Origin of the sequence: Burkholderia sp. MBR-1 (assembly GCF_013822785.1) — a bacterium.
GTDB classification, from domain to species: domain Bacteria; phylum Pseudomonadota; class Gammaproteobacteria; order Burkholderiales; family Burkholderiaceae; genus Burkholderia; species Burkholderia vietnamiensis.
This window is the reverse complement of sequence record NZ_CP053609.1, coordinates 1,114,314-1,132,592: the sequence shown is the minus strand read 5'-3', so window position 1 is coordinate 1,132,592 and position 18,279 is coordinate 1,114,314. Positions and strand designations below refer to the sequence as shown.

The 18,279-nt window shown below is 69.2% G+C and carries 19 protein-coding genes; 12 read left to right on the top strand and 7 right to left on the bottom strand.

Annotated features, from left to right (window positions below; genetic code table 11):
• Positions 1-13: 13 nt before the first annotated feature.
• Genes xerD through queG form a run of 3 tightly spaced genes read right to left on the bottom strand, consistent with a single transcriptional unit; the run spans position 14 to position 2,728 of the window.
• On the bottom strand, positions 14-976 hold the full coding sequence (gene xerD, locus MBR110_RS05180; RefSeq protein WP_011885822.1) for a site-specific tyrosine recombinase XerD: 963 nt from the start codon (positions 974-976) through the stop codon (positions 14-16).
• Positions 973-1,443: a methylated-DNA--[protein]-cysteine S-methyltransferase gene (locus MBR110_RS05175; RefSeq protein ID WP_046427522.1), complete on the bottom strand. Its 471-nt coding sequence runs from the start codon at positions 1,441-1,443 to the stop codon at positions 973-975. Before MBR110_RS05175 ends, xerD begins: the two co-directional genes overlap by 4 nt.
• A 58-nt stretch (positions 1,444-1,501) precedes the next feature.
• Positions 1,502-2,728 (bottom strand): tRNA epoxyqueuosine(34) reductase QueG, encoded by a 1,227-nt coding sequence (gene queG, locus MBR110_RS05170; protein ID WP_034192642.1) that lies wholly within the window; start codon positions 2,726-2,728, stop codon positions 1,502-1,504.
• A 17-nt stretch (positions 2,729-2,745) separates the two neighbouring features.
• On the opposite strand from queG, the gene MBR110_RS05165 reads away from it, so the two are divergent.
• Together MBR110_RS05165 and MBR110_RS05160 are read left to right on the top strand one after the other, a co-directional pair.
• Positions 2,746-3,297 (top strand): bifunctional tRNA (adenosine(37)-N6)-threonylcarbamoyltransferase complex ATPase subunit type 1 TsaE/phosphotransferase, encoded by a 552-nt coding sequence (locus MBR110_RS05165; protein WP_014723523.1) that lies wholly within the window; start codon positions 2,746-2,748, stop codon positions 3,295-3,297.
• Positions 3,279-4,796 carry an N-acetylmuramoyl-L-alanine amidase gene (locus tag MBR110_RS05160; protein ID WP_011885826.1) on the top strand — a complete coding sequence of 506 codons (1,518 nt, stop codon included), beginning with the start codon at positions 3,279-3,281 and terminating at the stop codon, positions 4,794-4,796. Before MBR110_RS05165 ends, MBR110_RS05160 begins: the two co-directional genes overlap by 19 nt.
• Before the next feature lie 115 nt (positions 4,797-4,911).
• On the opposite strand, the gene MBR110_RS05155 is transcribed toward MBR110_RS05160, so the two are convergent.
• Positions 4,912-5,790 (bottom strand): EamA family transporter, encoded by an 879-nt coding sequence (locus tag MBR110_RS05155; protein ID WP_176155007.1) that lies wholly within the window; start codon positions 5,788-5,790, stop codon positions 4,912-4,914.
• Between the two features lie 522 nt (positions 5,791-6,312).
• On the opposite strand from MBR110_RS05155, the gene MBR110_RS05150 reads away from it, so the two are divergent.
• Positions 6,313-7,194 carry a pirin family protein gene (locus tag MBR110_RS05150; protein ID WP_069264670.1) on the top strand — a complete coding sequence of 294 codons (882 nt, stop codon included), beginning with the start codon at positions 6,313-6,315 and terminating at the stop codon, positions 7,192-7,194.
• A gap of 52 nt (positions 7,195-7,246) precedes the next feature.
• Positions 7,247-8,092: a thioredoxin gene (trxA, locus tag MBR110_RS05145; RefSeq protein WP_034192645.1), complete on the top strand. Its 846-nt coding sequence runs from the start codon at positions 7,247-7,249 to the stop codon at positions 8,090-8,092.
• Between the two features lie 433 nt (positions 8,093-8,525).
• On the opposite strand, the gene tcdA is transcribed toward trxA, so the two are convergent.
• Complete coding sequence (gene tcdA / locus MBR110_RS05140) at positions 8,526-9,383, bottom strand: tRNA cyclic N6-threonylcarbamoyladenosine(37) synthase TcdA (RefSeq protein ID WP_034192646.1); 858 nt, start codon at positions 9,381-9,383, stop codon at positions 8,526-8,528.
• A gap of 129 nt (positions 9,384-9,512) precedes the next feature.
• On the opposite strand from tcdA, the gene pdxH reads away from it, so the two are divergent.
• From pdxH to MBR110_RS05125, 3 genes are all read left to right on the top strand, one after another.
• Entirely contained in the window at positions 9,513-10,157 is a 645-nt protein-coding gene (pdxH, locus tag MBR110_RS05135) for a pyridoxamine 5'-phosphate oxidase (protein ID WP_014723527.1), read from the top strand.
• 126 nt (positions 10,158-10,283) lie between these two features.
• Positions 10,284-11,504, top strand: a complete 1,221-nt coding sequence (locus tag MBR110_RS05130; protein WP_011885832.1) for an SAM-dependent methyltransferase — start codon at positions 10,284-10,286, stop codon at positions 11,502-11,504.
• A gap of 23 nt (positions 11,505-11,527) precedes the next feature.
• Positions 11,528-12,826, top strand: coding sequence for a DUF72 domain-containing protein (locus MBR110_RS05125; protein WP_059735299.1), 1,299 nt, complete (start codon positions 11,528-11,530; stop codon positions 12,824-12,826).
• 66 nt (positions 12,827-12,892) lie between these two features.
• On the opposite strand, the gene msrA is transcribed toward MBR110_RS05125, so the two are convergent.
• Entirely contained in the window at positions 12,893-13,453 is a 561-nt protein-coding gene (gene msrA, locus MBR110_RS05120) for a peptide-methionine (S)-S-oxide reductase MsrA (RefSeq protein ID WP_034192711.1), read from the bottom strand.
• A gap of 236 nt (positions 13,454-13,689) precedes the next feature.
• Here msrA and MBR110_RS05115 point away from each other — a divergent pair, with 236 nt between their 5' ends.
• The 4 genes from MBR110_RS05115 (at position 13,690) to MBR110_RS05100 (ending at position 17,012) form a co-directional block, all read left to right on the top strand.
• On the top strand, positions 13,690-13,992 hold the full coding sequence (locus MBR110_RS05115) for a hypothetical protein (protein ID WP_155625011.1): 303 nt from the start codon (positions 13,690-13,692) through the stop codon (positions 13,990-13,992).
• Between the two features lie 28 nt (positions 13,993-14,020).
• Entirely contained in the window at positions 14,021-15,427 is a 1,407-nt protein-coding gene (locus MBR110_RS05110; protein WP_059621825.1) for a selenium-binding protein SBP56-related protein, read from the top strand.
• Complete coding sequence (locus MBR110_RS05105; RefSeq protein WP_014723533.1) at positions 15,424-16,089, top strand: hypothetical protein; 666 nt, start codon at positions 15,424-15,426, stop codon at positions 16,087-16,089. Before MBR110_RS05110 ends, MBR110_RS05105 begins: the two co-directional genes overlap by 4 nt.
• A gap of 413 nt (positions 16,090-16,502) precedes the next feature.
• Positions 16,503-17,012 carry a flavin reductase family protein gene (locus tag MBR110_RS05100; RefSeq protein WP_011885865.1) on the top strand — a complete coding sequence of 170 codons (510 nt, stop codon included), beginning with the start codon at positions 16,503-16,505 and terminating at the stop codon, positions 17,010-17,012.
• Here MBR110_RS05100 and MBR110_RS05095 read toward each other — a convergent pair.
• Entirely contained in the window at positions 16,999-17,499 is a 501-nt protein-coding gene (locus MBR110_RS05095) for an Lrp/AsnC family transcriptional regulator (RefSeq protein WP_006477992.1), read from the bottom strand. The genes MBR110_RS05100 and MBR110_RS05095 overlap by 14 nt on opposite strands.
• A 130-nt stretch (positions 17,500-17,629) precedes the next feature.
• On the opposite strand from MBR110_RS05095, the gene kynB reads away from it, so the two are divergent.
• Entirely contained in the window at positions 17,630-18,271 is a 642-nt protein-coding gene (kynB, locus tag MBR110_RS05090; RefSeq protein ID WP_059463164.1) for an arylformamidase, read from the top strand.
• The last annotated feature ends 8 nt before the right edge of the window (positions 18,272-18,279 follow it).

The following is an 18,279-nucleotide window of genomic DNA, read 5'->3' as shown; positions in this document are numbered from 1 at the left end:
CGCGGCGCCGGCGCTAGCCGCGCGGATGGTGCTGCGCGTGCAGCGTCCTGAGCCGCTCGCGCGCGACGTGCGTATAGATCTGCGTGGTCGAGATGTCGCTGTGGCCGAGCAGCAGCTGCACGACGCGCAGGTCCGCGCCGTGGTTCAGCAGGTGCGTCGCGAACGCGTGCCGCAGCGTGTGCGGCGACAGGTGCGCGCGCACGTCCGCGCGCTGCGCGTGACGCTTGATGATGTTCCAGAACTGCTGGCGCGTCATCCCGTCGCCGCGCGCGGTCACGAACAGCGCGTCGGCCGCGCGCGCGCCGAGCAGCGCCGGCCGCGCGTCGCGCAGATAGCGCTCGATCCAGCCGTGCGCGACTTCGCCGAACGGCACGAGGCGCTCCTTCGAGCCCTTGCCCATCACCCGCACGACGCCCTCGTTGAGCCCCACCTCGACGGTCTTCAGCGTGACGAGTTCGCTCACGCGCAGCCCGCTTGCGTACATCAGCTCCAGCATCGTGCGATCGCGCAGCCCGAGCGGCGTGCCGATGTCCGGTGCGCCGAGCAGCGCCTCGACCTGCGCCTCCGACAGCGTCGACGGAAACCGCGCGCCCTGTTTCGCGGACGCGATCCGCAACGTCGGGTCGGCGCTCGCGCGATGCTCGCGCACGGCCCAGCCGTAGTAGCGACGGAACACCGACAGCCGCCGGTTCGACGACGTCGCCTTGCCGTCGCTGCGCGCGGCGATATAGCCGGTCACCATCGCTTCGTCGGCGGAGTCGAGCGCCGCGTGGTGGGTGGCCGCGAGCCATTGGGAAAACAGCATCAGGTCGCGCCGGTACGCATCGAGCGTATTGCGCGACAGCCCGTGCTCGAGCCACAGCGCGTCGCAGAACAGGTCGATCGACGCGCGGCTCGCGAGCTGCGCCGGCGAAGCGGCGAGCGGATCGCCGGCGGCATCGGCATCGGAAGCGGGGGAAAGCAACGGTTCGTTCATCGGTACGGCACGCCTTCATGCGCGAGCAGCCAGCGCTTCACTGTCTGGAAATAACCGCCGTCGTCGTGGTTCGCGAAACCGCCGAGGCCGCCCGCCGCGACGACGCGGTGACACGGAATCACGAGCGGAAAGTAGTTCGCGCCGCACGCCTGGCCGACCGCGCGCGGCGCGCTGCCGATGCGCTTCGCGACCTGCCCGTAGGTCAGCACCGTGCCCGGCGGAATGTCGCTGATCACGTCCCACACGCGCTGCTGGAAGGCGCTGCCTACGGGCGCGAGCGGCAGGTCGAAGCGTGCCGACGCCCGCTCGAAATAGCGCTCGATCTGCTCGACCGCACGCTCGGCGAGCGGCGAATCGGGCGCGACCGACCCGATCGATTCGGGCAGATAGACGATCTCGCGCACCACCGCGGCGTCGGTGCGGATGCCGACCTTGCCGAACGGTGCGTCGATCACTGCGTTGAACATCATTCTCCTCCCGGTGAAACGCGCGGCGCCGCCGCGCCGACGACACTTTACGCCGCGTTCATGCGGCGCGCAGCGCCCATTCGACGTGCTCGCGCACGACCGGCGACGGATCGTCCGCTCGCGCGCGCAGCGCGGCGACGATCGCGTCGCGCGCAGCGGGCGCGAGCCGCCCGGCCGGCGCACGCAGCGCGTTGCCGAGCCCGACCGCGAGATTGCGCAGCCAGCTTTCGTGGCCGATGCGCCGGATCGCGCTGCCCTGCATCCGCGTGTCGAAGGTTTCGGCGTCCCAGCCGAACAGCTCGACGAGCGTCGCGCGATCGAGCCCGTGCCGCACGTCGAAATCGGCGACCGGCGCGGCCTGCGCGAACTTGTTCCACGGGCACACGAGCTGGCAGTCGTCGCAGCCGTACACGCGATTGCCGATCAACGGCCGCAGCGGCTCCGGAATGCTGCCCTTCAGCTCGATCGTCAGATACGAAATGCAGCGGCGCGCGTCGACGCGATACGGCTCGACGATCGCGCCGGTCGGGCACGCGCCGAGGCAGCGCGTACAGCTGCCGCAGTGCGCGCCGGGCGTTTCGGGCGCCGCATCGGGCGCCGTCTGCGCATCGGTCGGCAGCGCGACGTCGACGTAGATCTCGCCGAGGAAGAAGAGCGAGCCCGCGTCGCGCTGCAGCAGCAGCGTGTGCTTGCCGCGCCAGCCGACGCCGGCCTTCTGCGCGAGTTCGACCTCGAGCACCGGCGCCGAATCGGTGAACACCCGGTAGCCGTATGCGCCGATCTCGCGCTCGATGCGCTCCGCGAGCGTCTGCAGCCGGTTGCGCAGCACCTTGTGATAGTCGCGGCCGCGCGCGTAGATCGACACGACGGCCGCCTGCGGATCGTCGAGCCGGGCGCGCTCGCGGGCGCGCCAGTCGTGCGGCGCGGACGACGCGTCGGGCGCGTCGGCGGCGAGCGTCGCGGCCGGCAGATAGGCGAGCCGCGCGGAGATCACGCGTCGCGTACCGGCCACAAGTTCGGCCGGCCGCGCGCGTTTCATCCCATGTTTCGCCATATAATCCATTTCGCCGTGGTACCCGGCTTCCAGCCAGGCGGCGAGGCCCGCTTCGGCATCCGAGAGATCGGTATCGCTGATGCCGATCGCCCCGAAACCCAATTCGCGCCCCCACGCCCTGATGCGCGCGGCGAGCGCAGTCAACGCCGCATCGTCGAGCGCGCACGGCGCCGCGCCCTCGGCACGAGTCGAAGGGCCGTCGGATGCGGCGAGTTCCGGTAAGCGGTTCATCGCACTATTTTACGAGAATGCCAGCCACGCCCCATCCGCCTCATGCAGACACGCTGCCCGCTCCGCTCGCGCAGCGCGTGATCGCACTCGCCGACGAAGCGGCGACCGAGGCCTTCGGCGCCCGCTTCGCGCATGCGCTCGACGCCGCACGCACCGAGCTGGCGCGCACCCACGCGTTCGCGGGGCTGCAGATCCAGCTGATCGGCGATCTCGGCGCGGGCAAGACGACCCTCGTGCGCGCGATCCTGCGCGGCCTCGGCCACACGGGGCGCGTGCGCAGCCCGACCTACACGCTCGTCGAACCATACGCGTTCGCGCGCGACGACGGGGAACTCGAGGTCTATCACTTCGATCTGTATCGATTCAACGATCCGGCCGAATGGTCCGACGCAGGCTTTCGCGAATATTTCAATTCGAGCGCGATCTGCCTCGTCGAATGGCCGCAACAGGCAGGCGCGCTACTCGGCGTGCCCGATCTGGTTTTCTCGCTCGACGTGGACGGCGACGGCCGCGCCCTCACCGTCCGGGCGTTCAGCGCTTCAGGAAAGGCATGTCTCGAAAGATGTTGATCAAACCGTTCCGCTCGATCGAATCGGCGGCCACCGCGACGCACAACTGGCGGCGCCGCCAGATCCTGCGCGCCGGTGCGTCGACGCTGGTGCTCGGTCTCGTCGCGCCGCGCGTCGCGCACGCATCTTCGGTGCTCGGCGTGCGCGTCTGGCCCGCGCGCGACTACACGCGCGTCACGATCGAATCCGATCAGCCGCTGCAGAACAGCCAGCAGCTGCTGCAGGGGCCGGACCGCCTCGTCGTCGACCTGAACGGCCTCGATCTCGACCAGGCGCTGCGCGACCTCGTGTCGAAGATCGCGCCAAACGATCCGCAGATCCAGTCGGTGCGCGTCGGCCAGTATCAGCCGCACGTGGTGCGGATGGTGTTCGACCTGAAGGGGTCGGTGAAACCGCAGGTGTTCACGCTGCCGCCGGTGGGCACCTACAAGTACCGGCTCGTGTTCGACCTGTATCCGGCGGTCGCGCCCGATCCGCTGACCGACCTGATCGCACAGACCGAACGCAAGGAGCAGGCGCTGAACGACAGCGCGCGCGCGCAACAGATGCAGCCGCCGTCGAGGCTCACGGGCCCGGCCACGCCGCCCGCCGCGGCCGACAACAGCGACGCGTTCTTCCAGCGCTTCGCGCAGAACACGCCGGCCGCGCCGCGCACGCCGCAGGCCGCGCCTTCGACGCCGGCGAAGCCGGCCGTCAAGCCGCCGCCCGTCATCGCGCGCCGCGACGACAGCGACGACGACGCCGACACCTACAAGTTCACCGCGCCGAAATCCGGCAAGGGCGGCACGATGCGGCTGCTGACGGTCGCGATCGATCCCGGCCACGGCGGCGAGGATCCGGGCGCGATCGGCGGCGCCGGCACCTACGAGAAGCACGTCGCGCTCGACATCGCGAAGAAGCTGCGCGCGAAGATCGACGGCGCGCCCAACATGCGCGCGATGATGACCCGCGACGCCGACTTCTTCGTGCCGCTGAACGTGCGCGTGCAGAAGGCGCGCCGCGTCGGCGCGGACCTGTTCGTGTCGATCCACGCGGACGCGTTCACGACGCCGTCCGCGAGCGGCTCGTCGGTGTTCGCGCTGTCCGACCACGGCGCCTCGAGCGCCGCCGCGCGCTGGCTCGCGAACAAGGAAAACGCATCCGACCTGATCGGCGGCATCAACATCAAGACGCAGGACGCGGCCGTGAGCCGCGCGCTGTTCGACATGTCGACCACCGCGCAGATCCGCGATTCGCTGCGCTACGGCAACTACGTGCTGAAGGAAGTGGGCGGCATCAACAAGCTGCACAAGGGCTCGGTCGAGCAGGCCGGGTTCGCGGTGCTGAAGGCGCCCGACATTCCGTCGATCCTGGTCGAGACCGCGTTCATCAGCAACCCGGACGAAGAACGCCGGCTCAACGACGACAGCTATCGCGAGGAAATGGCCGACGCGATCTTCCGCGGCATCAAGCGCTACTTCGCGGCCAATCCGCCGCTCGCGAAGAACCGGATGGCCTGACGTACGGCCGGTGCGAGCGGCACGGCCCGCTCGTCCTGGCCGACCTGTCCCGCGTCTGCACCGGCTTCCCGGCCGCTGCCTGTCCCGCTGCCGGCACGCGCCGCGTGCCGGCGCATCACGACGCCGCGAAGCGGCGCAACAGTTTCCCGCCGAACACGTTCACCACGAGCCCGCCCATCACGAGCGCGGCGCCGATCAGCTGCATGCGGCTCAGGTGCTCGTCGAGCAGCAGCGCCGACGACGCGAGCCCGACGATCGGCACCAGCAGCGAGAATTGCGCGACCTGCGCGGCCGGATAGCGCGACATCAGACGGCTCCACAAGCCATAGCCGACGAGCGTCGCGACGAACGCCAGATAGACCACCGCGAAGATCGACGTACCGTTCAGCCCCGCGAGCGCGGTGCCGATCCGCTGCGGCCCCTCGAACCACAGCGACAGCAAGAAGAACGGCAGCGGCGGCACGAGGCTCGCCCACACGACGAGCGACACGAGGTTTGCGCGGCCGACCTTCTTCGTGACGATATTGCCGAACGCCCACATCACGGCCGAGCCGATGGTCAGCAGGAAGCCGGCGAGCGTCATCGCGGCGCCGCCCTGCACCGCGATCACGACGAGCCCGGCCGCGGCGATCGCGAGCCCCGCGAGGTTCTCGGCGCGCAGCCGCTCGCCGAGAAACAGCATCGCGAACACCAGCGTGAAGAACGCCTGCGACTGCAGCACCAGCGACGCGAGGCCGGCGGGCATCCCGACGTACATGCCGGTAAACAGGAATACGAACTGGCCGAGCTGAATCGTCGCGCCGTACAGGATCAGCATGCGCCACGGGATCTGCGGCCTGCGCACGAAGAACACCGCGGGCACCGCCGCGAGCGTGAAGCGCAGCGCACCGAGCAGCATCGGCGGCATGCCGTGCAGGCCGACCTTGATCACGACGAAGTTCACGCCCCATGCGAGGATCACGATCAGCGCAAGCAGCAGGTCCTTCGGGGCCATCATGGGAAGTCTCCTCGATAATCGGCCGGGGTGCCGAGCCGGCCAGTCTACCGAATTCGCGGCGCGATCCGCGACCCGCGCGGCGCGCATCGAATCGCGCCGTGCCGCGACGAGCGGTGCGGCGCATCGTGCGTGCCCGCGAGGTGACTTCGTTTCGCGGGCGATTCGGCTGCGATTCGCCGCCGCTGCACCGCCGATTCGCCGCCGCATCCGAATCGCTTTCTCATCGCCGCCCCACCGCTTCGCCGTCGCGGCCCGGCCGCCCGGCCGCCCGGCCGCCGAGCCACGCCGCCTCACCCACCTCGCCCACCTCGCCCACCTCGCCCGCCTCGCCCACCTCGCCCACCTCGCCCGCCTCACCCACCTCACCCACCTCACCCACCTCGCCTCATGCGCTTCGTGCGCTTCGCCCGCCTCGCCCACCTTGCCCGCCTCGCCCCGAATTGCCCACGCTGCCCGCACGCGCGCCGCCACCGCCCCAGTACAATGACCGGCACCGCGCCGCTCCCCACGAGACCCGTCATGACCGATTCGATCAAAGCTCTGCTGAAACCGCACTTGCGCGACATCGGCAACCTGCAGGTGCGCCGCACGCTTCCCGCACTCGCCGCCCGCCTCGTCGGCCCGTTCATCTTCTTCGATCACATGGGGCCCGCGGCGCTGCCGCCGGGCACCGGCCTCGACGTGCGCCCGCATCCGCATATCGGGCTCGCGACCGTCACGTATCTGTTCGACGGCGCGATCCTGCACCGCGACAGCCTCGGCTCGCTGCAGGAAATCGTGCCGGGCGACGTCAACTGGATGACGGCCGGCCGCGGGATCGTCCACTCGGAGCGCACGCCCGACGCGCTGCGTGAGAGCGGCCATACCGTGCACGGGATCCAGACCTGGGTCGCGCTGCCGGTCGCGCACGAAACCACCGAGCCGTCGTTCGAGCACCATGCGGCCGACACGCTGCCGACGCGCGACGAAGGCGGCGTGTCGCTGACGGTGATCGCCGGCGACGCTTTCGGCCTGCGCTCGCCGGTCACGACGTTCTCGCGCACGCTGTACGTCGCCGCCCGGTTCGCGGCCGGCAGCCGTCTCGAGCTCGACGCGTCGCACGAGGAGCGGGCCGTCTACGTCGTCGACGGCGACCTCACGATCGACGGCACGCCGGTGCCGGCGCAACAGATGGCCGTGCTCGTGCCGGGCACGACCGTCACGCTCGCGAGCAGCGGCGGCGCGCGCGCGATGCTGCTCGGCGGCGACAAGCTCGACGGCGAGCGCTTCATCGAATGGAATTTCGTCGCGAGCAGCCGCGATGCGATCGAGCAGGCGAAACAGGCGTGGACGAAGCAGGAAATGGGCAACGTGCCCGGAGAAACCGAGTGGATTCCGTTGCCCGCAGCGAAGCCGCGTTGAAAAACGCGCGCGCCGCCCCCATCCTGAACACATTCGAACTGCAGAGAACGACATGGACACCACGCTTGCCACTTTCGAGAAAGACGTCATCGAGGCGTCGCTGGACACGCCCGTGCTGGTCGACTTCTGGGCGCCGTGGTGCGGCCCCTGCAAGACGCTCGGGCCGTTGCTCGAAAAGCTCGAAGCCGATTACGCCGGCCGCTGGAAGCTCGTCAAGGTGAACGTCGACGAGAACCAGGAGCTTGCCGCGCATTTCCAGACGCGCAGCATCCCGCACGTGATCGCGTTCGCCGACGGGCGCCCGGTCGATCAGTTCATCGGCGTGCTGCCGGAAGGCCAACTGCGCGAGTTCCTCGATCGGCTGCTGCCGGCGCCCGACGAAGCCGAACGCCGCGCCGCACAATACGCGCTCGCCGAGTCGCGCTTCGACGACGCGCTCGCGCACCTCGAAGCGGCCCTCGCGTTGAACCCCGGCTTCGACGACGCACGGCTCGACCTGATCGAACTGCTGCTCGCGAACAACGAGGTCGACGCGGCGCGTGCCGAGGCCGAGCGCCTGTCGCCGCAGACGCTGCAGGCCGATCCGCGCTACCAGGCGATCAAGACCCGTTTCGACGCGCTGGACGCGACGGCCGACCTGCCGCCGACCGACGCGCTCGAAGCCCGCATCGCCGCGAATCCCGGCGATCTGGACGCGCGCTTCGACCTCGCGCAGAGCCTGATCGCGCGTCGCGCGTACGAAGGCGCGCTCGAGCAGTTGCTGGAGATCGTGTTGCGCGACCGCGCGTACGGCGACGACCTCGGCCGCCGCACGATGATTTCGGTGTTCGAACTGGCGGGCGACCGCCCCGAGCTGGTCGCCGCGTGGCGGCGCAAGCTGAGCATGGCGCTCAATTGATGGTGGAGGCGGGGGCTGGCTGGTTGGGTCTAGCTGATCGGGTCTAGCTGGTTGGGCCTAGCTGGTTGAGTCTCGCCGGTTGAGTCTCGCCGGTTGGGCCTCGCTGGTTGGGCCTCGCTGGTTGGGCCTCGCTGGTTGGGCCTCGCTGGTTGGGCCTCGCTGGTTGGGCCTCGCTGGTTGGGCCTCGCTAAGCGGGCCTCGCTGGTCGGGCCTCGCTGGTCGGGCTTCACCGGTCGAGCCTCACTTAGTTGAGCCTAGCTGAACGAGGCTCGCTGATATACCTCGTTGGTGGGTCCTCGATGCGCGAGCTGCGACGACCACCGCTCCCTGCCCAGGCCACAACGATCCAACCAGCGCCCCCACCCCCCACCGCACAACGCTCGTCAGCCGCGCCACTTCACCCAAGGCGCACCCGCCAGCCACCGATCCCCGATCAGCGCACGGCCCGCGCCGCAATCGCCCGCAACGCATGCGCGGCGGCCGCGAAGCCGAAGCTCGCGGTCACGCACACGCTCGATCCGAACCCCGCGCAATTGAGCCCCGCGACGTGCGCGGCGGCCGACGGCTCCGCGCCGTCCTCGAGGTCGCACGCGGCAGCTTCCGGATAGATCAGCGGCTCGTCCGAATACACCGCGCTGACCTTGAAGCGCGCCTTCGGGCCGCGCGCAAAGCCATGCTGCTTGCGCAACTGCGCGCGCACCTTCGACAGCAGCGGGTCCTGGATCGTCAGCGCGAGATCGTCGATGCGGATCCGGGTCGGGTCCAGTTGCCCGCCCGCGCCGCCGACCGTCACGAGCGGCTGCCCTTTCGCGACGCACCATGCGATCAGCGCGACCTTCGTGCGCACGCTGTCGATCGCGTCGATCACGTAGTCGAAGCCGCCGCCGAGCAGCGCATCGAAGTTGTCGGCCTCCACGAAATCCTCGACCCGGTTCACGCGACACGCGGGATCGATCAGCGCGATGCGCTCGGCCATCGCGTCGACCTTCGGCTTGCCGAAATTGCCGTCGAGCGCGTGGATCTGCCGGTTCGTATTGCTTTCGGCGACGTTGTCGAGATCGATCAGCGTCAGCGTGCCGACCGCGCTGCGCGCCAGCGCCTCGGCCGTCCACGACCCGACGCCGCCGATGCCGATCACCGCCACGTGCGCGCGCTCGAACGCGGCGAGCGCCGGGGCGCCGTACAGCCGTGCGATACCGCCGAAGCGGCGCTCGCGATCCACGTCAAGCTGGATCGGCGGGCTCGCGGTAAGATCGGAGGAACTGGGCAGGGCAGCGTCGGCAGCGGGCATGGCAGCAAGGAAAACGTAAGTCGTGCGGCCCTCTATTTTGCCTGAACTCCCCCGCCTTTCCTCGCGACGGTGTACGCACGATTCTCGCGCGTTCGCTATACTGGCCCCCGATTGAAGCGTTTGCATAACATGACGACACTCGCCGATCTCCGCATCAACTATTCGCGTGCTTCGCTCGACGAGGCCGACGCCGCCCCCGACCCGTTCGTCCAGTTCGACCGCTGGTTCAAGGAGGCGCTCGCCGCCAAGCTGCCCGAGCCGAACACGATGACGGTCGCCACGGTCGGCGACGACGGCCGGCCGTCGGCCCGAATCCTGCTCATCAAGGCCGTCGACGAACGCGGGTTCGTCTTCTTCACCAATTACGAAAGCCGCAAGGGGCACGACCTCGCCGTCAATCCGCATGCGGCGCTGCTGTTCTACTGGATCGAGCTCGAGCGCCAGGTGCGCATCGAAGGCCGGATCGAGAAGACCAGCGCCGACGAAAGCGACCGCTATTTCGCCTCGCGCCCGCTCGGCTCGCGCATCGGCGCATGGGCGTCCGAGCAGAGCACGGTGATCGACAGCCGCGCGACGCTCGAGGCGCGCGAGAAGGAAGTCGCCGCCCGCTACGGCGAGAACCCGCCGCGCCCGCCGCACTGGGGCGGCTACCGCCTCGTGCCCGACGCGATCGAATTCTGGCAGGGCCGCCCGTCGCGGCTGCACGATCGACTGCTCTATACGCGCGACGACGCCGCGGCGACGGGCTGGTCGATCTCGCGCCTGGCGCCGTAAGCGACGCCGCAGCAGCGCCGGCGCCGGCCGTATCTCGTGTTGCAACCGGGCGCCCGCATCGCAAGATGCGGCGCCCGGTCAGAAAACCTGGCTGTATTCGATTCAACGAACAAACGGAGATTCCAAATGTTCTGGGAAAAGAAGCTGGCACAGTGGGCGGACGAAGTACGGACGAAGGCGAACTTACCGGCGCGCCTCGTGTTGTGGAACGGCGAGCAACTCGATTTCGGCACGTTCAGCGCGCCGCAGGTCACGCTGAAGGTCAACAGCGCATCGGCGTTGCCGCTGCTGCTCGAGCCGAGCCTCGACAACCTCGGCGAGGCGTACGTGAAGGGCAAGATCGACATCGAAGGCCGGCTGTCGGACATCATCAACATCAGCTACTCGCTCGCGCGCAGCACGGTCACCAGCGCGAGCAAGCTCGCGCGCGTGCGGCGCTACTTCAATCACACGAAGAGCACCGACAAGAAGGCGATCCAGTACCACTACGACGTGTCGAACGAGTTCTACAAGCTGTGGCTCGACGAGAACATGGTGTACTCGTGCGCGTACTTCGAGAACGGCGATGAAGATCTCGCGACCGCGCAGATCAAGAAGATCGACCATATCCTGACGAAGATCCAGCTCGAGCCCGGCCAGCGGCTGCTCGACATCGGCTGCGGCTGGGGCGCGCTCGTGCTGCGCGCCGCGCAGAAGTTCGGCGCGACGTGTCTCGGCGTGACGCTGTCGCAGAACCAGTTCGATCTCGCCACCGCGCGCGTGAAGGCCGCCGGCCTCGAGGACAAGATCGAGATCCGCCTGCAGGACTATCGCGAAATCGACGGGCAATTCGACCGCATCACGAGCGTCGGGATGTTCGAGCACGTCGGCCGCAAGAATCTGCCGCTCTACTTCTCGCGCGTGCGCGAGCTGCTCGTCGACGACGGCATCGCGATGAACCACGGCATCACGTCGACCGACGCGGAAAGCGGCGAAACGGCGCTCGGCGGCGGCGAATTCATCGATCGCTACGTGTTCCCGGACGGCGAGCTGCCGCACATCAGCCTCGCGCTCGAAGCGGCGCAGCGCGGCGGGCTCGAGGCGGTCGACATCGAGAGCCTGCGGCGGCACTATGCGCGCACGCTCGAAATCTGGACGGAGAATTTCGAGGCGAACGCCGAACAGGCGCGCGGGCTCGTCGACGACGAGAAATTCCGTATCTGGCGCGTGTATCTCGCCGGCTGCGCGTATGCGTTCGAGCACGACGACGTGTCGATCTTCCAGATCGTGTGCCGCAAGGCCGGCCGCAGCGCGAAAACGTTGCCGTGGTCGCGGCGCTACATGTACGAACACGCGCTGCCGCGCTAGGCGGCGCTTCACGCTGGGCATGCATGGGTGACGGCAGCACGCGGCGCAACGCGCGACCGCAACGACAGCAGCGCGACGGGACGCCGGGACCGGGTGCCGACGCGCAATTCGACCTGTTCGGCGCGTCCGCCGACGATGCATGCGCGGGCCCGGGCCCCGGTGCCGCAGGCAATCCCGAACCGGCCGGCGAGCACGCGGCGCCGCAAGAACGACGCCCGGCGCGCGCTGATCGAGCGTCGCCGCGCGCTACCGACGACCCCGAACCGCCCTCGCCTGAATCCGGCCTGCTGTGGGACGAGCCGCCTCCGCCGGCCGCACCGCCGAAGCGCACGCGGCGCGGGCGCGGCGTGCCGCCTGCGCCGGTGTCCGCCGAGGTCGCCGAACTGGCGGCCGCGCTGCCGCCGAACGTGCGGCTCGGCACGTCGTCGTGGTACTTCCCCGGCTGGAACGGCATCGTCTTCGACGGCGACTTCGCGCAGTCGAAGCTATCGCGCGAAGGGCTCGGCGCGTATGGCGCGCATCCGCTGCTCCGGAGCGTGAGCCTCGACCGGTCGTTCTACGGCCCGCTGTCGGTGGCCGACTATCTGCGCTACGCGCAGCAGGTGCCGGACGATTTCCGCTTCGTCGTGAAAGCGCCGGCGTCCGTAACGGACGCCGTGGTGCGCGGCCGGCGCGGCGAACCGTCGGGACCGAACCCGACGTTCCTCGACGCCGCGCTCGCGACGCATGAATTCGTGCAGCCGTGCATCGATGGCCTGGGCAAAAAGGCCGGCGTGCTGGTGTTCCAGTTTTCGCCGATGCCCGATCAGTTGCTCGCCGACCCGGCCGCGCTGATCGAGCGGCTGGCCGCGTTCTTCGCGGCGTTGCCGCCGCTGCCGCCGGAGCCGGACGGCACGCGCTACGCGATCGAGATCCGCGACGCCTGCCTGCTCACGCCGCGCTTCATCCGGACGCTTGCGGCGCTCGGCGTTCGCTACTGCGTCGGCCTGCATGCGCGCATGCCGGACCCGCTGCGCCAGGCGGCCGCGCTCGCGCTGCTCGACGGCGCTGCGCCCGGCCCGCTGATCGTGCGCTGGAGCCTGCACGGCGGTTTCAAGTACGAACAGGCGAAGGCGAAGTACGAGCCGTTCGACCAGCTCGTCGACGAGGACCCGGCCACGCGTTCGGCGCTCGCCGAGCTGGCCGCGCGCTACGCGCTGGCCGGCCAGCCGGTGATCATCACGATCAACAACAAGGCGGAAGGTTCGGCGCCGCTGTCGTGCATTGCGCTCGCGCGGGAGATCGTCGCCGCGTGTGCGCGGTGGAGCAGTGAAGCGGCGTAGCGACGTAGCGGCGGACAGCGAGCCGCCGCCGAGTGACGCGCTCCTCACGCGCCCCTCACGTACCGCTCACGCGCCGCGCTGCGACTTCAGCCGATGCGCGAACTTCTGCCGGAATTTCGCGAGCTTCGGCCCGATCACGACCGAGCAGTACCCTTGCCCCGGATTGCGCGCGTAATAGTTCTGGTGATAATCCTCGGCCGGCCAGTAGTTGCCGTCGAGCGGCACGACCTGCGTGACGATCGGCTGCCCGAACACCTGCTCGCGCTCGAGCTCGGCGATCACGTCGAGCGCGGTGTCGCGCTGCGCATCCGAATGCGTGAACACGACCGAACGGTATTGGGTGCCGACGTCGTTTCCCTGCCGGTTCAGCTGAGTCGGATCGTGCGTCGCGAAGAAGATCTCCAGGATCTCGCGATAACCGATGCGCGCGGGATCGAACGTCACGTTCACCACTTCCGCGTGTCCGGTGTCGCCGTCGCACACGTCGCGATAACCGGGATTGCGCGTGTGGCCGCCCGCATAGCCCGACTGGACGGCCGTCACGCCGTCGACGTCGAGAAACACGGCCTCCGTGCACCAGAAGCAGCCGCCGCCGAGCGTCGCGGTTTCAAGCATCTCGTTCACCATGAAGTTGAGTACCTCGTTGAAGGTAGCGGCCGGCACGCGCGCGTGCCCGGCTCGCCAGTCCGTATCGCCGCTGCCCGGTCGCCCGGCGCGCAGCGGCACGCGTTCAAGTATCTCACTCGCACGAAAATCCGGCAGGCAGGCACGCGCGCGCCGCGCCCGACCCGCCGCGCATTTCTCGTCTACACTTAGGCACGCTTCGCCGCGACGGCACCCCGCCGCGGCCGCACGCAGCGCCGATGCATGCCCGCCCCGATGCCAACATCATCCGCCGGAACATCGATATGCACGCCTTAGCAGATACCGTCCGCCTCGCAGGCGCACCGACCGACGCGCATTGCGCCGCGTCGTTCATCCGCTCGCATTGCGACGCAACACGCGTGCGTGAGCGGCGCGCGTCGGATGCCGCACCTTTCCGCACCTTTCCGCACCGTTTCCACCTGACGTACCGCAGCGCGCGCCGTGCCAGCGCGTGCGTGCGTCGGCGCGTTCGCCTCGCGCAGCGCTTGCCCACGCACGGCCGGACCGCGGCGCACCCGTGATTCGACACCACCGACAGGAGGCACCACGATGAACATGCGGCCCGATCCGACCTTTCACGCCTCACCGGAGCTTGCGATGCAGGCGCCGCCCGAGGCGTTCGCCTATACGTTGTTGCTGAGCCCCGATTTTTCCAGACCCGACGCGCTCGCCGTCATCGACGTGAAGCCCGGCTCGGCGACCTACGGGAAAATCGTCCACACGGTGACGATGCCGCACACCGGCGACGAGTTTCACCACTTCGGGTGGAATGCGTGCTCGTCGTCGCTGTCGCCGCTGACGGGCCACGCCTTTCTCGAGCGCCGCTTCCTGATCATTCCGGGCCTGCGCTCGTCGCGCATCTACGTGATCGACACGAAGCCGCATCCGACGCAGGCGCGCATCCACAAGATCATCGAGCCCGACGAAGTGTTCGCGAAGACCGGCTACTCGCGGCCGCACACGGTCCACTGCGGCCCGGAAGGCATCTACGTCAGCACGCTCGGCGGCGCAGGCAAGGACGGCACCGACGGCGCGCCCGGCATCTTCATCATGGACTGCGAGACCTTCGACGTGCTCGGCCGCTGGGAAATCGACCGCGGCCCGCAGGACAAGCACTACGACTTCTGGTGGAACCTGCCGCGCGACTACATGGTGTCGAGCGAATGGGCGCTGCCGCCGCAATTCGAAAACGGCATCGTGCCGGAAGACCTGCTCGCCAACCGCTACGGTCACCGTCTGCACTTCTGGGACTTGCGCGCGCGTCGCAACGTGCAGACGATCGACCTCGGCGCGCAGCACCAGATGGCGCTCGAAGTGCGGCCCGCGCACGATCCGGCGCGCGAATACGGGTTCGTCGGCGTCGTGGTCGATACGGCCACGCTCGAAGGCTCGATCTGGACCTGGTGGCGCGAAGACGGCAGGTTCCACGCGAAGAAGACCGCGACGATTCCGCCGGAGCCGGCCGCGGCCGACGAATTGCCGCCGCTGCTGAAAGGCTTCGGCGCGGTGCCGCCGCTCGTGACCGACATCGACCTGTCGCTCGACGATCGCTTCCTGTACGTGTCGTGCTGGGGCACCGGCGAGATGCGCCAGTACGACGTGTCCGATCCGCATCGGCCGGTGCTCGCGGGCTCGGTGCGCATCGGCGGCATCGTGCGGCGCGCGCCGCATCCGAACGGCCGCGCGTTCGCGGGCGGCCCGCAGATGGTCGAAGTCAGCCGCGACGGCCGGCGCGTGTACTGGACCAACTCGCTGTACTCGACCTGGGACGACCAGTTCTATCCGGACGGCGTGCCGGCCGCGCAGGTGCTCGCGCACGCGGGGTCGGACGGCGGCCTCACGCTCGCCGACGACTACTGGGTCGAGTTCCCCGACGGCTATCGCGCGCATCAGATCCGGCTCGACGGCGGCGACTGCTCGACCGATTCCTTCTGCTACCCGTCGGTCAGGCGTTGAGCGCCACCCTGCCTGCGTCGCTCGCGCTGTGGGCGGCCGTGCTCGCGAGCGGCGTCTACCATGGGCTGAACCCCGCGATGGGCTGGCCGCTCGCCGTGTCGAACGCGCTGATGACGCGCCGCGTCGACGCGCTCGTCGCGGCGCTCGGCTATCTCGCACTCGGCCACGCGCTCGCCGTGTTCATGGTGATGCTGCCGTTCGGGCTGCTCGCCGCGTTGCTCGCGTGGCAGCCGGCGATCCGGATCGGCGCGAGCGTGCTCGTGATCGGCTTCGGCGCGGCGCTGCTGATCCGGCGCCGGCACCCGCGCGCGCTCGCCCGCATCGCGCCGGCGCGGCTCGGGCTGTGGTCGTTCGCCGTCGCGCTCGCACACGGCGCGGGGCTGATGCTGGTGCCGATCTATCTCGGGCTCTGCGGGCCGGACCGGGATGCCGGCCATCGCGCGGCCGCCACGCTGATCGACGCGCATCTCGGCACGGCGCTCGTCGTCGCGGCCGTCCATGCGGCGGCGATGGTCGGCGCGGGCGGCGTGCTCGCGTGGCTGGTCTACCGTTATCTGGGGCTGAAATTCGTCGCGCGCAGCTGGTTCAATCTCGATGCCGTATGGGCGTCGAGCCTGATACTGACCGGGGCGCTGTCGCTCGGGCTCGCCGCGGCGCGGTAGGCGGATGGCTGCGGTATGGCGGGAAGGGCGCTGGCGGTGAGCTGGCTGCGCGGCGTCGTGGATGTCGGCGTTGCCGTGGATGCCGCAGTTGGCGTGGTTGCCGCTGCCGCCGTTGCCGCGGTTGCCGCGGTTGCCGCCGTTGGATGCCCTGGATGCCGAATGCCGCCGGCCGATTCGGTGTCGCGAATGCTGCGGATGCCCCGATGGCGCCAACGCCCCCCACCAATGTGCGCTACCTCACGCTCGCCCCGCGCTGGGCGTGGCGCGGAGGTCCGCCCCGCGCGATTCCGCTAGAATCGCGCCATGCGCACCACTTTCGAACCGATCGCCCCGGCCCCGTCGCCATTCGTCCGCCGCGCCCGTCGCATCCGCCGCGCGCCGCGCCCGTCCGTTTCGTCGTGGATGGCGGCCCGATGAAGCACGCCACTCCGCCCGATTTCGACTCGGCCGCATTTCGTCAGGCGCTCGGCCAGTTCGCCACCGGCGTCACCGTCATCACGACGCGTGCGCCGTCCGGGCAACTGATCGGCATCACCGCGAGCTCGTTCAACTCGGTGTCGCTCGATCCGCCGCTGGTGCTGTGGAGCCTCGCGCACAAATCGGCGTCCACGCCCGTATTCCGCAGCAACAGCCATTACGTGGTGAACGTGCTCGCGGCGTCGCAACTCGACCTGTGCAAGCGTTTCTCGACCTACAAGGGCGATCGCTTCGAAGGGATCGCGCACGCGGCCGGCAACTCGGGCATGCCGGTGCTCGACGGCGCGCTCGCCTGGTTCGAATGCCACAACCGCAGCCGCTACGACGAAGGCGACCATGTGATCTTCGTCGGCGAAGTCGAGCGTTGCGGCGTGCGCGCCGCAGCCGACGCCGCGCCGCCGCTGGTGTTCCACGGCGGCGGCTTCCACGGGCTCACACCGCTTTGATCGCCCCCGTGCGCGCCAGCCCGACCGGCGCGCCCGCTTCGTCCTTCAGCGTCTGCAGCACGATGTTCGAGCGGATGTCCATCACGCCGGGCGCCTTGTACAGGCGGTTCAGCACGAAATCCGAATAGTGCTTGAGGTTGTGCGCGAGCACGCGCAGCAGGTAATGGCTTTCGCCGGTCACGACGAACGCGCCGACCACCTCCGGCCATTCGCGCAGCGCTTCCGCGAAGCGCTCGTGCCACTGGTTTTCCTCGTTGCGCATCGACACCTGCACGAACGCCTCGAGCTCGAAGCCGAGCTTCTCGCGGCTCAGGCACGCACGGTAGTGTTCGATGACCCCTTGCTCCTCGAGCAGCCGCATCCGGCGCAGACAGGCCGACGGCGAAAGCGAGATGCGTTCGGCCAGGTCCAGATTGCTGATTCTGCCTTCCTCCTGCAGTACGGCGAGAATCCGGCAGTCGGTGGCATCGAGCGTGATCGCATGCATTTTTGGTCCCCCTTTTCCCTCTGAGTCGAATTATCTGCCAATCCGGCGGATTGTCCATGGTTATTTCGCAAGCACTTTCTGCGAGCGTCCACCTATCATTCGAAGGATCGATTCACCGATTCGTCATGCCATGGACACACTCTGGGACATCTCGCCGCCGCTCAGCCCCGCCACGCCCGTGTGGCCGGGCGACACGCCGCTGTCGGTCGAGCGCGTATGGCGGATGGAGGCCGGCTCGCCGGTCAACGTCGCGCGCCTGACGCTGTCGCCGCATACCGGCGCGCACTGCGACGCGCCGCTGCATTACGACGCCGACGGCGCGCCGATCGGCGCCGTGCCGCTCGACGCGTATCTCGGCCCGTGCCGCGTGATCCACTGCGTCGGCGCAGCGCCGCGCGTGCAGCCGCCCGACGTCGAGGCCGCGCTCGATCGCGTGCCGCCGCGCGTGCTGCTGCGCACCTGCGCGCACGCGAGCGTCGAGCGGTGGGACAGCGATTTCAGCGCGGTCGCGCCGGAGACGATCGACCTGCTCGCCGCCCGCGGCGTGAAGCTGATCGGCATCGACACGCCGTCGCTGGACCCGCAGGAATCGAAGACGATGGATGCGCATCACCGCGTGCGCGCGCACCGGATGGCGATACTCGAAGGCATCGTGCTCGACGACGTCCCGGCCGGCGATTACGAGCTGATCGCGCTGCCGCTGAAGTTCACGACGCTCGATGCGAGCCCCGTGCGTGCGGTGCTGCGCGCGCTGCCCGGCCATTCCTCCTGATTACCGAA